The organism is Micromonospora sp. DT46, from assembly GCF_049841735.1.
Lineage (GTDB): Bacteria > Actinomycetota > Actinomycetes > Mycobacteriales > Micromonosporaceae > Micromonospora > Micromonospora reichwaldensis.
In genome coordinates this window covers 177357-192379 of record NZ_JBNCKW010000012.1, presented here as the reverse complement: position 1 = coordinate 192379, position 15023 = coordinate 177357, and the positions used below count along the sequence as shown (strand labels likewise).

Here is a 15023-nt window from a genome sequence, read left to right as displayed (position 1 = left end):
CCGGGCACTTTTACTACGTTACCCGGTGGTTTCCGCCGTGTCAAACCGCTTCGTAGCGATCCGCACCACTTCAACCCGATTTCCGGGCATCCCGATTACGTCGACTCTCGCCGACGATTTTCGGGAAGTTCGGCAGACCGGCCGCTTCGTGGTTTCCCGCGAGCTCGCCCGGATCCCTGCCGGCCGTGAACCTTACCCGGTCGGTTCCGCCTCGCCAAATCCGCCTCGCGACGGACCCGGGGCACCGCCCGCGCCGGCCCCGGTGGGAGAACCCCACCCGGACCGATGGTCTCACCGCGCTCCGGCCTCGCCAGGGCTTTCACCCTGTTCGTCCGTTCCGCGCTGGCAGAGAGAAAGTTACGCCCGCCCGACAAGATCGTCAAATCCGGGGTGGGAGGGCCGCGTCACACCGTCCCGCCGGCGGCCAACGCGGCGGCCGTCGCCTGGTCGAGCGTGCCGTCGGCGACGACCACGCGGTGCCGCCCGGTGCGACTCGTACCCGCGGTGATCACCCTGGGCCGGTCGAAGGCGAATGCCACACAGACCCCCGGGTACATCGCGGTGCGGACGAACCAGCGGTCGCCCTCCGCGAGGCCGGCCAGCACGAGCGTGTACGCGGCCCCGTCCGGCCCGGTGCCGGCGAAGGCCAGCCACGGCGCGTCGCTGCCGTTGACCGCGTCCTCCCCCTCGGCTGTGGCGGTGCACACCCGGGCGGGTGTCGCGCTGATTGCCCGCCAGAAGAAGCCGCCGTAGCCGGCGCCACCCGGGCGTCCGTTGGTCGCCGGGCTGCCCAGGGCGACGTCCCGGTCGGCGGGGGCGGTCAGCGTGTACCCGACGTCGAGGGCCCAGGCCCGCTCGCCGACCCGCTGCGCGGCCAGCTCCCGCCGCTCGGTGAGCAGCACCGCCCCGTCCCGGTCCCGCCACTCCAGCTGGTGCGCGAGCCGTTGCGGGTCGCGGGTCTCCCAGCGGGTGTGCGCGATGCGGCCGTGGTCGTCGCGCCACGTGTAGCCGGTGTCGCGGACGTAGGTGCGCCCGCCCCAGAGGTTGGTGCCGTCGACGTCCTGCACGGCCAGGGACGCGCCGAGGTGCCAGACGTGGTCGGCCGGGAACGCGTCGGTGACCACGGTCCCGCCGAGGGTCCGCACGGGGTGCAGGTACGGGCGGGGGCCGTGCCGGGGGTCGATCGCCGGGTCGACGACGTACCGGGCCACCGGCACGTCGTCGACGCTGAGCTGCCGATCGTTCTCGGTCACGCCGGCCCGCCGGTCGCCGCCCGTCACGACTGTCCCACCGGGGCGGGCACGGTCCGCCGCGCGACGGCGTGCAGGGCGGCGACCACGTACCCGGCGAGGATGGGCACCGCGACCGGAATGACCAGGACGGCGAGCAGCGCCGCGACGGCGCTGACCCCGCCGGCGGCGGCCCAGGTGCCCGGGCGGGCGCGGCAGGCGCCGGCGGCGGCACCGGCGGCCTCCCGCCAGCCGCGGCCACCGCGGCGGCCGACCTCCACCACCACAAGCGCGGCGTACCCGGCCAGGGCGGCGGCCAGCACGACGGTGACCAGGAGCAGCGGTGCCCCGCCGGGGACCCGGCCACCGGCCAGCGCGGCGACGTTCACGGCGAGCAGCCCGAAGGCGGCGAGCGTCAGCACGCTCACCCCGGCGCCAGGCAGCAGGGCGCGGCCGTACCGGGTCAGGTTCTCCCGCGCGGAGGGCCAGGAACCGACGGTGTACCGGTCGTGCACCGCCGCGCTCGCGGCGGCGACGGCCGCCGCCGCGGTGAGCACCGGCAGCGCCGCCAGGGTCAGGACGATGCCGAGCACGGCCAGGTCCGTGGCGTCGGTGAGCACGTCCCGCCAGTCGCGGCGGGCCGGCCCGTCCTCGCGGTCCGGCCCGTCGTCCCGGTGCGGCCTCATCCCTTGAGTCCGCTCGTGTTGATGCCCTCCACCAGCATCCGCTGGAAGGCCACGAAGAACAGGAACACCGGCAGCAGCGACAGCACCGACATGGCGAACATCGGGCCGACGGCGCTCTGGCTCGTCGAGTCGATGAACAGGGTCAGCGCCACCGGCACGGTGTAGTCCTCGAGGTCGGAGAGGAAGACGAGCTGCCGGAAGAAGTCGTTCCAGGTCCAGATGAACGAGAAGATCGCCGTGGTGACCAGCGCCGGCCGGCTCAGCGGCAGGATCACGTGCCGGAAGATGCCGAAGGCGTTCGCGCCGTCGATCTTGGCGGCCTCGTCGAGCTCGCGCGGGATGCCCCGCATGAACTGCACCATCAGGAAGACGAAGAACGCCTCGGTGGCCAGGAACTGCGGGATCAGCAGCGGCAGGTACGGCCACTCGCCGCCCACCAGGCCCAGGCTGCGGAACAGGATGTACTGCGGCACGATCAGCACGTGCCCGGGCAGCAGGAGCGTCCCGATCATGACGGCGAACCAGACGCCCCGCAGCCGGAACCGCAGCCGCGCGAAGGCGTACGCGGCGAGCAGGCAGGAGACGCCGTTGCCGACCACGGTCAGCAGGCTGACCATCGCGCTGTTGAGGAAGAACCGGCCGAAGCTGAAGTCGAAGTTGGTCCAGCCGTCGGCGTAGTTGCCGGGGGTGAACTCGTTCGGCAGCAGGCCGATGTTGTTGACGATCTCCTCCTGGCTCTTCAGGGACGTACCGATCATCCAGAAGAGCGGGTAGAGCACGACCGCGACGATCGCGATCAGGATGAGCAGGCGCACGGCCTGCCCGCCGCCGCTGGCCCGGCGCGGGCCGCGCGGGCCGGTCGTCGCCGGGGTTGCCGTCGGGGTTGCCGTCGCGGTCACCGGTCCTCCCCGTCCGAGTAGTGCACCCAGAACCGCCCGGTGCTGAAGAAGATCGCGGTGATGATCGCGATGGCGAGCAGGAAGACCCAGGCCATCGCCGAGGCGTAGCCCATCTCCAGGTTGGTGAAGCCCGTGATGTAGAGGTTCAGCGTGTACATCAGGGTGGAGTCGACGGGGCCGCCGGTGCCGTTGCTGAGCACGAACGCGGCGGTGAAGCCCTGGAAGCCGTTGATGGTCTCCAGCACCAGGTTGAAGAAGATCACCGGCGAGAGCATCGGCAGGGTGACGGCGACGAACTGCCGCCACTTGCCGGCGCCGTCGACGGAGGCCGCCTCGTAGAGCTCGGTGGGCACCTGCTTGAGGCCGGCCAGGAAGATCACCATGGGCGCGCCGAACTGCCAGATGGCGAGCACCATGAGGGTTTCCAGCGCCCAGTCGGGGTCGTTGACCCACGGCTTGCCCTCGATGCCGAAGACGCCCAGCAGCGAGTTGAACGCGCCCTCGCGGTTGAACATGTTCACCCAGACGATGGCCAGCGCGACGCTGCCACCGAGCAGTGACGGCAGGTAGAACAGGCCGCGGAACAGCCCGACGCCGCGCCAGGCGCGATTGAGCAGCAGGGCCACCCCGAGGGCGGCCGCCAGCTTCAGCGGCACGGCGATCAGGGCGAAGGTGAGCGTCACCCGCACCGAGTGCCAGTACGACGGGTCGGCGGTGAACATCCGCTCGTAGTTGGCGAGCCCGACCCACTCCACCTCGGAGAAGGGGGTGAGGATGTCGTAGTTGGTGAAGCTCAGGTAGAGCGACAGGAGCATGGGTATCGCCGTGACGGCCAGCAGGCCGAGCAGCCAGGGCGACAGGAAGACGTAGCCGGCCAGACCGTCACCGTGCCGGGACCGCCCGACCCCGCGCCTGCCGGCGGGGGTCGGGACGGATCCGGTACGTCGTCGGGTCGGACCGGGCGCCGTGGTCAGGGCCACGAGCCGGTTCCTCTCGGTAGCGTCAGGGTCAGGCGATGGCGGTCTTGCAGGCGGCGATGAACTGCTCCGCCGCCTGGGCGGAGCTGATCCGGCCGTACTGGGCGTTCTCGGCGGCCTTGATCAGCTCGGAGCGGACCTTGCTGTGCCCCTTGAGCGGGACCTGCGGCGCCTCGCCGAACTTCTCCGCCAGGTCGGACTCGACCTGGATCGACTGCTTCATCGCCGGGTCGGTGACGTCGTCGCTGACCACCCGGCGCAGGTCCAGGTTCGACGGCAGGCCACGGTCGGTGCCGAGGATCTTGACCGCCTCGGGGTCGTTGGCCAGGAAGTTGATCACGTCGACCGCGACGTCCTTGTGCTTGCTGCCCTTGAACACCGACCAGTACATGGAGGCGCGGGCCCACTGGGCGCTCGGGTCACCGGGGTAGGCGATGACGCCCAGCTCGTCCTTGGTGTTCTTCTTCAGCTCCGGCATCTGGTTGACCCAGACCCAGCTGGTGCCGGCCTTGCCGGTGACCACGAGCTGCTTGGTGATGTCGGTGGCGTTGCCCTCGTGGATGACGTCGGGGGTCGGGGTGGCGCCCCGGTCCCGGGCTCCCTTCCACAGGTCGAACCACTTCGTCACGTCCTCGGCGGTGAAGCCGAGCTCCTTGCCCTTGTAGAGGTCCTTGCCCTGCTGGCGCAGCCACACCCAGAACGCCTTGTAGTCGGCGCTCGGGTCCTGGGTGCCGGGCACCTTGGTCTTCTTCGCCACCTGCTCGGCCCAGGCGATGTGCTCCTCCCAGCTCATCCCCGTGGTCGGCTCGGGCAGGCCGTTCTTGGTCAGCAGCGTCTTGTTGTAGACCAGGCCCTGGGTGTTCTCCCCCGCGGCCACGCCGGCGAGCTTGCCGTCGACCACGCCGTACTGCCAGAGGCTCTTGGGGAACTTCGACACGTCGAGGTCGCCGGAGTCCTTGTACGACGTCAGGTCGAGGGTGGTGCTGCGCGAGGCGTACTCGGCCAGGTAGTTGTCGTCGATCTGGAAGAGGTCCGGCGGGTTGCCGCCGGCCGTGAGGGTGGCCAGCTTGTCGAAGTAGCCCTGGTTGGCCTGCCAGGTCTTCTCGAACGTGACGTTCGGGTGCTTCTTGGTGTAGAGGGCGAGGGCCTCCTCGGTCAGTTTCGCCCGGGCCTCACCGCCCCACCAGAAGACCGAGAGCTTGACCGGGGCGTTCGGGTCGGTGCTGGCCTCGTCGTCGCCGCCGCAGGCGGCGGCACCGAGGACCAGGGGCAGGGCGACGACCGTGGCGAGCAGGCCGCGGATCAACCGCCGTCGGCGGACGGGGGTACGGTGAACGGGCACGGCCTGCGTGCCAGTGGTGGGGGGCGTTGCGGGGTGCATGTGCGCTCACTCCTTGGCGTTAGGAGGCGACGACGCCACCGGTGGCCGCGGTCGGGCGACCCGGGCCCGCAAGGCGATGCGGGCCCGGGACGACCAACTCGGCGTCGGGGCGGTTCCGACCGTCTGCCGGCGCGGCGGCGGTCGAGTCGCGGATGACCAGTTCGGTCTGGAGCATTACCTGTGCGGTGGTACGACGGTCGTCGCTCGTGACACCCCGACCGCCGCGTGAGCCACGGGCGGCGACGGTGTCGTGTTGCAGGAGCATGTCGACGGCCGTCCGGCCGGCGGCCGCGTTGGGCGTGGCCACCGTCGTCAACTTGGGCCGGGTGAGCCGGCTCAGGGCGATGTCGTCGATGCCGACGACGCTCACGTCCTGTGGGACGCGCATCCCGACGGCGTCGAGCCCTTCGATCAGGCCGATCGCCATCAGGTCGTTGTAGGCGAGGACCGCCGTGGCCTCGCTGCGGCGGACCTGCTCGGCGAGGGCCGCGCCGCCAATCTCGGTGGGCTGGTTGGGCCCGAGGACGGTGAACTCGGCGCCGCCGGCCCGCGCCGCGACGCCGGCGGCCCGGCGGATCTCCCGGCTGGTCCACGAGCCACGCGGCCCGCTGAGCAGCGCGATCCGCCGGTGGCCGAGGCCGAGCAGGTGCTCGATGGCCGACCGGGCGCCCTGCCCGACGTCCATGGTGACGCACGGCAGGCCGGCGACCTGCCGGTTTATCACCACCAGCGGCACCTCGCGGCTGAGCTGCTCGATCATGCTGTTGCTCATCCGCGGGCTGCACAGCAGCACCCCGTCCACCTGCTTCGCGAGGGCGTGGACCAGCTCCTCCTCGGCGATCGGGTCCTCGTTGGTGTCGGCCACGAACACGTGGTAGTCGCGTTGGCGGGCCTGGCTCTCCGCCGCCTTGATCAGCGGCGGGAAGAACGGGTTGGCGATGTCCGCGATGATCAGACCGACGTTGTGCGTACGGCCGGTGATCAGGGCGCGGGCGGCGCGGTTGGGCCGGTAGCCGAGCTCCTCGGCGCAGGCCAGCACCCGGCCCCGGGTCTCCGGGTTGACCAGGTGCGGGGCCGAGAACGTGCGGGAGACCGTGGAGATGTGCACGCCGGAGGCCCGGGCGACGTCTCGGATGGTGGCTGGCACGGCGGGGCCCTTCGTCCAGTGTGGCTGGGGTCACGTCAGGTGCCGCCAATTAATGCAAACGGTTGTGCCGGTGTCAACGGCCGATGGTTACAGATGCGTTTCGGCCACGCTCCCACCATGTGCTCAAATGCCTATCAAAACGGATCTATGCCGCCGGTTTGGCATCGATCGTTGACGCCGCCGCGCGGCGCGTGGTTATTTCGCTGCAAACCTTTGCAGCAACACGGGAGGCGGTCGACATGTCGTCCAGCACCGGTCAACGGGTCCGACACGCCCTGGTGGGCACCGGGTCCCGGGCCGAGATGTTCGTCCGGGCGCTGGTGCGCGACCACGCCGACACCGCCGAACTCGTCGCGTTCGCCGACGTCAACCAGGCCCGCATGGACGCCCACAACCGGTGGCTCGGCGAGCTGGGCCACCCGCCGGTGCCGACGTACCGGGCCGAGGAGCTGGCCGTCATGCTCGCCAAGGAGCGCGTCGACGTGCTGGTGGTGACGAGCGTGGACGACACCCACGCCGCGCACGTCGACACGGCGTTGCGGGCCGGCTGCGACGTCATCACCGAGAAGCCGATGACCGTGGACGCGGCCGGCTGCCGGCAGATCCTCGACGCGGTCGCCGACACCGGGCGGCAGGTGCGGGTGGCGTTCAACTACCGCTACAACCCCCTGCACGAGAAGCTGCGCGAGCTGCTCGCCGACGGCGCGATCGGCGAGGTGGGCTCGGTGCACTTCGAGTGGCTGCTCGACGTGCGGCACGGCGCCGACTACTTCCGCCGCTGGCACCGCGACAAGGCGCACTCCGGCGGGCTGATGGTGCACAAGGCCGGCCACCACTTCGACCTGGTCAACTGGTGGCTGGACGCCACCCCCGTCGAGGTGTACGCCACCGGCCGGCTGTTCTTCTACGGCGAGGCCGGCCACCGGCACGGCTACGCCCGCGACTACGAGCGGGCGCACGGCTCCCCCGCCGCCGACGACGACCCGTTCGCGCTGCGGCTCGACGCGCACCCGAAACTGCGCGAGCTCTACCTCGACGCCGAGGCCGAGGACGGCTACCAGCGCGACCGCAACGTCTTCGCCCCGGGCGTGGACATCGAGGACGACATGGCGGTGCTCGCCCGCTACTCCACCGGCGCGACGATGACCTACCACCTCACCGCGTACGCCCCCTACGAGGGCTACCGGGTGATGGTCAACGGCAGCCGGGGCCGCCTGGAGCTGGAGGTCGTGGAGAGCGACCACGTCAGCCCGGCGTCCGCCGGTGCGCTCAAGGGCGCGGCGCTGCACGGCGACGAGGCCGCCGCCGAGGCCGGCTCCGCCACGCTGACCCTGCGGCCGTTCTGGGCGCCGCCGCAGGTCGTACCCGTGACCGGGCACACCCGCTCCGGGCACGGCGGCGCCGACGCCCGGATGGCCCGGGTCCTGATCGCCGGCGAGCCGGACCCGATGGGGCGGGCGGCGACCGCCCGCGACGGCGCCCTCGCCCTGCTAACCGGGCTGGCCGCGAACCGCTCCTTCACCACCGGCGCCCCGGTCCGGGTCGCCGACCTGCTCGACCTCTCCTGAGCCACGAACACCCTCCGAGGAGCCCCACCCGTGCCCACGACCGACCTACTCTTCCCCGCCGACCCCGCGCAACGCGCGGTGGCCCGCCGGCTGTACGCGCTGGCCGCGCCCCAGCCGATCATCTCCCCGCACGGGCACGTCGACCCGGCGATCCTGGCCGAGGACCGCCCCTTCCCGGACCCGGCGCGGCTGCTCATCGTGCCCGACCACTACCTCACCCGGATGCTGCTCAGCCAGGGCGTCCCCCCGGCCGACCTGGGCGTGCCCACCGTCGACGGCAGCCCCACGGAGCCCGACGGGCGCACCATCTGGCGACGCTTCGCCGCGCACTGGCACCTGTTCCGGGGCACCCCCTCCCGGCTCTGGCTGGAGCAGACCTTCCGCGACGTGTTCGGGGTGCGCACCCCGCTCTCCCCGGCCACCGCCGACGCCGTCTACGACGAGCTCGCGGCCCGGCTCGCCCAGCCGGAGTTCCGGCCCCGGGCGCTGTTCGAGCGGTTCGGCATCGAGGTGCTCGCCACCACCGAGTCGCCGCTGGACGACCTCGGGCAGCACGCCAAGCTCGCCGCCGACGGCTGGGGCGGGCCGGGCGGCCGGGTGATCACCACGTTCCGGCCGGACAACGTGGCCGACATGGAGTTCGACGGCTGGGCGGACAACGTCGCGCAGCTCGGCGAGATCACCGGCGAGGACACCGGCACGTACGCCGGCTACCTGGCGGCGCTGCGCCGGCGGCGGGCGGCCTTCATCGCGGCCGGCGCCACCTGCACCGACCACGGCCACCCCACCGCGCGCACCCTGGCACTGGGCGCGGACGAGGCCGCGCGCCTCTACGACAAGGGCCTGCGCGGGGTCGCCGACGCGGCCGACGCGGAGACGTTCCGGGCGCACATGCTGCTGGAGTTCGCCCGGATGTCGCTGGACGACGGCCTCGTCATGCAGCTGCACCCCGGCTCGGTGCGCAACCACAACCGCTGGCTGTACGCGCGGCACGGCCGCGACGTCGGCGGCGACCTGCCGCAGGCCACCGAGTACCTGCACGCGCTGACCCCGCTGCTGGACGCGTACGGCAACGACCCGCGGCTGCGGGTGGTGCTCTACACCCTCGACGAGTACACCTTCAGCCGGGAACTCGCCCCCCTGGCGGGCGGGTACGCCGCCCTGTACCTCGGCGCGCCGTGGTGGTTCCTGGACTCGCCCGAGGTGCTGCGCCGGTTCCGCGAGTCGGTCACCGAGTCCGCGGGCTTCTACAACACCGCCGGGTTCGTCGACGACACCCGCGCGTTCTGCTCCATCCCGGTACGCCACGACGTGGCCCGCCGGGTCGACGCCGCCTACCTGGCCCGGCTGGTCACCGAGCACCGCCTCGACGAGGACGAGGCGGCCGAGACCATCGTCGACCTGGCGTACCGGCTGCCGAAGAAGGTCTTCAAGATCGGAGAGAATGTCCTGTGAGTGTCACCGTCACCGCCGTCGACGTGCACGACGTGCGGTTCCCGACCGCCGCCGCGGGCGACGGCTCGGACGCGATCAACCGGGGTGACTACTCGGCCAGCTACGTCGAGCTGCGCACCGACGCCGGCGTCACCGGGGCCGGGTTCACCTTCACCAACGGTCGCGGCAACGAGCTGACCTGCGCCGCGATCGAGGCCCTCGCCCACCACGTGCGGGGCCGGACCGTGGAGGAGATCTTCGCCGACCCGGTGGCGTTCTGGCGCTCGCTGAGCGCCGACGTGCAGCTGCGCTGGCTGGGCCCGGAGAAGGGGGTCATCCACATGGCCACCGGCGCCCTGGTCAACGCGGTCTGGGACCTGCGGGCCAAGCTGGCCGGCAAGCCGTTGTGGCAGCTCCTCGCCGAGCTGCCCACCGAGGAGCTGGTGGCCAGCATCGACTTCCACCACATCACCGACGCCCTCACCCCGGACGAGGCGGCGGCCATCCTCGACAAGGGACTGGTCGGGCTGGACGAGCGCCGGGCCGGGCTGGAGCGCGACGGGTTCCCGTCGTACACCACCTCGGTGGGCTGGCTGGGCTACCCCGACGACAAGGTCCGGGCGCTGACCCGGCAGGCGTACGCCGAGGGGTGGCGGGCGATGAAGATGAAGGTCGGCGGGCTGCCGGCCGACGACCTGCGGCGGGCGCGGATCATCCGGGAGGAGATCGGCCCGGACGCGCTGCTGATGATGGACGCCAACCAGGTCTGGGACGTCGACGAGGCGATCACCAACATGACCGCCCTGGCGGAGGTGGACCCGTACTGGATCGAGGAGCCGACGCACGCCGACGACATCCTCGGGCACGCCCGGATCGCGCGGGCGGTCACCGGCCTGACCGACGGCCGGTGCCGGGTCGCCACCGGTGAGGTGGCCGCCAACCGGGTCATCTTCAAGCAGCTGCTCCAGGCCGAGGCGATCGGCGTGATGCAGATCGACGCCTGCCGGGTCGGCGGCGTCAACGAGGTCCTCGCCGAGATCCTGATGGCGGCGAAGTTCGGGGTGCCGATCTGCCCGCACTCCGGCGGCGTGGGTCTGTGCGAGTACGTCCAGCACCTGGCGGTCTTCGACTACCTGCGGGTCGGCACCAGCCTCGACGGCCGGATGGTCGAGTACGTCGACCACCTGCACGAGCACTTCGTCGACCCGGTGCGCACCCGCGAGGGGCGCTACCTGCTGCCGCAGGCGCCCGGCTACAGCTCCACGATGAAGCCGGAGTCGATCGCCGAGTTCCGCTTCCCCGACGGACCGGTGTGGCGATGACCGGCGCCGCCCGGCTCGGTCTCGGGACGCTACGCCGGCTGCCGACCGAGAGCCGCCCGCTGATCCGCCCGGGCAGCGCGCCGGCGGGGATCGTGCACCTCGGGCTGGGCGCGTTCCACCGCGCCCATCAGGCGGTCTACACCGAGGAGGCGATGGCGCACGCCGGGGGCGACTGGGGCATCGTCGGCGTGGCGCCACGCAACCCCGACGTGGCGACGACGCTGGCCGCGCAGGACAACCTGTTCAGCGTCACCACCACCAGCGCCGAGGGGTGCCACACCCGGGTCGTCGGCGCGCTGGCCGGGACCCGGCACGCCGCCGGTGACCCCGCCGCCGTGGTGGCGCTGCTGGCCGACCCGGCGATCCGGGTGGTCACCCTCACCGTGACGGAGAAGGCGTACCAGCTCGACCCGGTGACCGGCCGGCTGCGGCCCGACCCGGAGGTCGCCGCCGACCTGCGCACCGACCGGGCGCCGGTCACCGTCCCGGGCCTGCTGCTGCGCGGGCTGCTCGCCCGCGCCGCCGCGCAGGGCCCGCCGTTGGCCCTGGTCAGCTGCGACAACCTGCCCGCGAACGGCCGCCGGCTGCGCGGCCTGGTCGAGCAGTCGGTGGCGTACGCGGGGGTGCCGGAGCCGCTGGCCGACTGGGTGCGGGAGCACGTCAGCTTCCCCGGCACCATGGTCGACCGGATCGTGCCGGCCAGCACGGCGCAGACCCTCGCCGACGCCGAGCGCGCCCTGGGGGTATCTGACCTGGCGGCGGTGGTCGCCGAGCCGTACCGGCAGTGGGTGATCGAGGACGACTTCCCGGGCGGCCGGCCGGCCTGGGAGCGGGCCGGCGCGGTGCTCACCGCCGACGCGGGATCCTGGGAGCGGTTGAAGCTGCGCGCCCTCAACGGCGTGCACTCGGCCGCCGCCTACCTGGGTGCGCTGGCCGGCCGGGAGACCATCGCCGACGCGCTGGCCCTGCCGCACCTGACCACGGTGCTGCGGCACCTGGTCGCCGAGGACGTGGCGGCCAGCTTCGACCCGCCCGAGGGCGTCTCGGTCGTCGCGTACGGCGAGGAGGTGCTGACCCGGTTCGCCAACCCGGCGATCCACCACCGCACCCTCCAGGTGGCCCTGGACGGCTCGCAGAAGCTGCCGCAGCGGATCCTGCACACCATCGCCGACCTGCGGGCCGCGGGCCGGTCGGCGCACTGGGCCACGCTGGTGGTGGCCGCCTGGCTGCGCTTCGCGCAGGGCCACGCCGACGACGGCAGCCCCCTGCCGCTGGCCGACCCGCTCGCCGAGGAGATCCGCGCCGCGCTCGCCGCCGGAGCGAAGACCCCGGCGGGGGCCGTCGACGCGGTGTTCGCGCTGCGCGAGGTCTTCCCCGCCGAGGTGGCCGAGGACGACGACGTACGCGCCGAGGTGACCGGGTGGCTGACCGCCCTGCAACGGCACGGGGTGGCCGCGACGCTGGCGGGCGCCCGGTGACGGCCGCCGCCGAGGGGGCGCCACCGGGACGGGCCAGCGCCGTGCCGAGGGTCGCGATCGTCGGGGCCAACGGGCACGGGCGCTGGCACCGACGGGTCGTCGCCCCCCTGCACGCCGCCGGGCGGCTGCGGCTGGTCGCCCTGGTCGACGTACGTCCGATCGAGGACGAGCCGGCGGCACCGGTGCCCGACGGCACCCTGGTCCACGCCGACCACCGGGAGATGCTGCGGGCGGCCCGGCCGGACGTGGTGGTGGTCTGCACCCCACCGCACACCCACCTGCCGATCGCCCTGGACGTGCTCGCTGCGGGCGCCGACCTGCTGCTGGAGAAGCCGCCGGTGCTGTCCACCGCCGAGCACCGGGAGCTGGCCGACGCCCTCGCCGCGACGGGCCGGGCGTGCCAGGTGGGCTTCCAGGCGCTCGGCTCGGCGGCGCTGACGGCACTGACCGACGCGGTCCGGGCCGGGCGGCTCGGTACCGTCACCGGCATCGCGACGGTGGCGTCCTGGCAGCGTTCCGACGCCTACTACGCGCGGGCGCCGTGGGCCGGTCGGCGGACGCTGCACGGCCGGCCGGTGCTGGACGGTGCCCTGGCCAACCCGCTGGCGCACGCGGTCATGCAGTGCCTGGCGGTCGCCGAGGCCGCCGCCGGGGACGGGCCGGTGGTCCCCGCGCGGATCGAGGTGGAGCGCTATCGGGTCCGGCCGATCGAGGTGGACGACACGGCGACCCTGCGGGTGTCGTCCCGTTCGGGACCACCGATCGTCGCGGCGGTGACCCTGGCCGGGGAGGACTTCGTCGCCGGGGAGGTGATCGTGACGGGCACCGCCGGCCGGGCCGTGCTGGAGTACCCGACCGACCGGTTGCTGCTGCCCGGCGACGCCGGCGCACGCGAGGTGCCGGGCCGGCGCGGGCTGCTGGAGAACCTCCTCGCCCACCGCGCCGACCCGGCGGTGCCGCTGATCGCGCCCCTGGGGCGGACCGCCCCGTTCACCGCGGTGCTGGAGGCCGTCACGACCGCGCCCGAGCCGGCGCCGCTGGGCGGCGACCTCGTCACCGCCACGGGCGACGGCCCGCAGCGGGTGCTGACGGTGCGCGGGATCAACCGGCTGCTGCGCCGGGCGGCCGACGAAGGGGCGCTGCTGTCGGAGCTGGCGGTGCCGTGGGCGGTGGCGCCGCACCGCACGGACCTGACCGGGCAGGAGGGACCGCAACGCACTGCAACTGAACCGCCCGCCTGACGCGGGTCCATATCGGATATAGGGGCGTCAACCCGACCGAGGACGGCCGGGGCGATACTGGCCGATTTGATCAGTTGCAACACTTCTGCACACGTTTGTCATTGACTCGCATAAATCGCGAAACCTACCGTTGCCACATATCAACAGGCGACGAACAGGTGGTCCGATAGATGTGGAAGCAGACACTGGGCGCGGCGACGATCGCCGTCGCGCTCGCGGCGACATCCGGGAGCGCGGCGGCGGCCCCGGCCCCGGACGGCGCCGCCGCTCCGGCTCCGGGCGGCGCGGCCGCCACGACCGGTGGGCTCTCCTGGGCCGCCCGGCACCTGGGCCGGCAGGCGCTGCCGGCCGGGGACGGCTGGGCGGCTGAGGGAACCGGCACGACCGGCGGCGCGGCGGCGACCCCGGAGCAGGTGCACGTGGTCTCCAGCCGGGCCGAGCTGGTCGCGGCCCTCGGCGGCGACAACGCCACCAACCGGGGCAACGCCACCCCGAAGATCATCTACGTCAGGGGCGAGGTCGACGGCTTCGAAGGGCCCGACGGGAGCGTCCTCGACTGCGCCGACCTCGCCGACCTGGAGTACTCGCTGGCGGCGTACCTCGCGGCGTACGACCCGGCGGTCTGGGGCCGGGTCGCGCCGAGCGGGCCGCTGGAGGCCGCGCGGGTGCGCTCGGTGACGAACCAGACCCGGCAGACCCAGATCAACGTCGGCCCGAACACCACGATCGTCGGCCTGCGCGGCGCCCGGCTGACCGGCCTGACGCTGATGCTCGACGGCGCGCACAACACGATCGTGCGGAACCTGACCTTCGACGACGCCCGGGACTGCTTCCCCGCCTGGTCCCCCACCGACGGCGCCGCCGGCAACTGGAACTCCCAGTACGACCAGATCTCGGTGCGCCGCAGCGAGCACGTCTGGATCGACCACAACACCTTCACCGACGGCGACAACCCCGACAGCGGCCAGCCGATGCACCTCGGCCGGCCGTACCAGGTGCACGACGGGTCGGTGGACGTCACGCACACCGCGAGCCTGGTGACCGTCTCGTACAACCGGTTCGTCGGGCGGGACAAGGTCATGCTGATCGGCTCGTCCAACACCGTCGGCCCGGACGTCGGGCGGCTGAAGGTGAGCCTGCACCACAACCTCTTCGACGGGGTGCTCCAGCGGCTGCCCCGGGTGCGCTTCGGCCAGGTCGACGTGTGGAACAACCACTACCGGCTGGCCGGCGACGGCTTCGAGTACGCGATCGGCGTCGGGGTGCAGTCCGCCGTGGTCGCCGAGAACAACTTCTTCACTCTCGGCACCGGCGTCACGGCCGACACCCTGCTCTACGACTGGGGCGGCACCGCCGTCACCACCCGGGGCAACTGGGTCCGCGCCGCCGGGGACCGGGCCCGCCCGGTCGACCTGGTGGGCGCGTACAACGCGGCGCACGAGCCGGACCTGGCCCCGGACGCCGACTGGACGCCGACCCTGCGCCGCGGTCCGGTGCTGCCGGCGCCCGCGGTGCCAGCGGTCGTCGGAGCGCTGGCCGGCGCGGACCGGCTGCTCCTCTAGGACGCCGGCCGCCGCGCCGGGCGCGGCGGGCGGCCGGCCCGGGGGGCCCCCCCGCCGGCCCCTCGCCCGGGCGGCCCCCCCGTCCCCCCCCCCCCCCCC

General features: G+C 73.0%; 12 protein-coding genes. 6 read left to right on the top strand and 6 right to left on the bottom strand.

Annotated features, from left to right (window positions below):
* Positions 1–404: 404 nt before the first annotated feature.
* The 6 genes from ACLQ20_RS28720 to ACLQ20_RS28695 all read right to left on the bottom strand — a co-directional run bounded on the left by ACLQ20_RS28720 (position 405) and on the right by ACLQ20_RS28695 (position 6319).
* A complete protein-coding gene (locus ACLQ20_RS28720; protein ID WP_358122122.1) occupies positions 405–1253 on the bottom strand; it encodes a PmoA family protein in 849 nt (282 codons plus the stop codon).
* Positions 1254–1276: 23 nt separating this feature from the next.
* Complete coding sequence (locus ACLQ20_RS28715; RefSeq protein WP_151453249.1) at positions 1277–1915, bottom strand: hypothetical protein; 639 nt, start codon at positions 1913–1915, stop codon at positions 1277–1279.
* Positions 1912–2673 carry a carbohydrate ABC transporter permease gene (locus ACLQ20_RS28710; RefSeq protein WP_132238380.1) on the bottom strand — a complete coding sequence of 254 codons (762 nt, stop codon included), beginning with the start codon at positions 2671–2673 and terminating at the stop codon, positions 1912–1914. The genes ACLQ20_RS28715 and ACLQ20_RS28710 overlap by 4 nt, the downstream gene beginning before the upstream one ends.
* 137 nt (positions 2674–2810) lie before the next feature.
* A complete protein-coding gene (locus ACLQ20_RS28705; protein ID WP_151453250.1) occupies positions 2811–3794 on the bottom strand; it encodes a carbohydrate ABC transporter permease in 984 nt (327 codons plus the stop codon).
* Between the two features lie 28 nt (positions 3795–3822).
* Complete coding sequence (locus ACLQ20_RS28700) at positions 3823–5172, bottom strand: ABC transporter substrate-binding protein (RefSeq protein WP_151453251.1); 1350 nt, start codon at positions 5170–5172, stop codon at positions 3823–3825.
* A 19-nt stretch (positions 5173–5191) separates the two neighbouring features.
* Positions 5192–6319: a LacI family DNA-binding transcriptional regulator gene (locus ACLQ20_RS28695; RefSeq protein WP_151453252.1), complete on the bottom strand. Its 1128-nt coding sequence runs from the start codon at positions 6317–6319 to the stop codon at positions 5192–5194.
* Positions 6320–6558: 239 nt separating this feature from the next.
* Here ACLQ20_RS28695 and ACLQ20_RS28690 point away from each other — a divergent pair, with 239 nt between their 5' ends.
* The 6 genes from ACLQ20_RS28690 (at position 6559) to ACLQ20_RS28665 (ending at position 14924) form a co-directional block, all read left to right on the top strand.
* Positions 6559–7887: a Gfo/Idh/MocA family protein gene (locus tag ACLQ20_RS28690; RefSeq protein ID WP_425858150.1), complete on the top strand. Its 1329-nt coding sequence runs from the start codon at positions 6559–6561 to the stop codon at positions 7885–7887.
* Between the two features lie 30 nt (positions 7888–7917).
* Complete coding sequence (gene uxaC / locus ACLQ20_RS28685) at positions 7918–9342, top strand: glucuronate isomerase (RefSeq protein WP_425858148.1); 1425 nt, start codon at positions 7918–7920, stop codon at positions 9340–9342.
* Complete coding sequence (locus ACLQ20_RS28680; protein ID WP_358122115.1) at positions 9339–10643, top strand: enolase C-terminal domain-like protein; 1305 nt, start codon at positions 9339–9341, stop codon at positions 10641–10643. The genes uxaC and ACLQ20_RS28680 overlap by 4 nt, the downstream gene beginning before the upstream one ends.
* Complete coding sequence (locus ACLQ20_RS28675; RefSeq protein WP_425858147.1) at positions 10640–12121, top strand: mannitol dehydrogenase family protein; 1482 nt, start codon at positions 10640–10642, stop codon at positions 12119–12121. The genes ACLQ20_RS28680 and ACLQ20_RS28675 overlap by 4 nt, the downstream gene beginning before the upstream one ends.
* 41 nt (positions 12122–12162) lie before the next feature.
* The gene (locus tag ACLQ20_RS28670) at positions 12163–13362 is read left to right on the top strand and encodes a Gfo/Idh/MocA family protein (RefSeq protein ID WP_425858146.1); all 1200 of its coding nucleotides are present in this window, start codon (positions 12163–12165) and stop codon (positions 13360–13362) included.
* A 170-nt stretch (positions 13363–13532) separates the two neighbouring features.
* Positions 13533–14924, top strand: coding sequence for a pectate lyase family protein (locus ACLQ20_RS28665; protein WP_425858145.1), 1392 nt, complete (start codon positions 13533–13535; stop codon positions 14922–14924).
* Positions 14925–15023: the final 99 nt, after the last annotated feature.

Bases quoted from the DNA above. Each gene is read 5' to 3' on its own strand.
- ACLQ20_RS28710 (WP_132238380.1), bottom strand. From the start codon at position 2,673: ATGATCGGTACGTCCCTGAAGAGCCAGGAGGAGATCGTCAACAACATC.
- ACLQ20_RS28675 (WP_425858147.1), top strand. From the start codon at position 10,640: ATGACCGGCGCCGCCCGGCTCGGTCTCGGGACGCTACGCCGGCTGCCG.
- ACLQ20_RS28665 (WP_425858145.1), top strand. From the start codon at position 13,533: ATGTGGAAGCAGACACTGGGCGCGGCGACGATCGCCGTCGCGCTCGCG.
- ACLQ20_RS28715 (WP_151453249.1), bottom strand. From the start codon at position 1,915: ATGAGGCCGCACCGGGACGACGGGCCGGACCGCGAGGACGGGCCGGCC.
- ACLQ20_RS28690 (WP_425858150.1), top strand. From the start codon at position 6,559: ATGTCGTCCAGCACCGGTCAACGGGTCCGACACGCCCTGGTGGGCACC.
- ACLQ20_RS28700 (WP_151453251.1), bottom strand. From the start codon at position 5,172: ATGCACCCCGCAACGCCCCCCACCACTGGCACGCAGGCCGTGCCCGTT.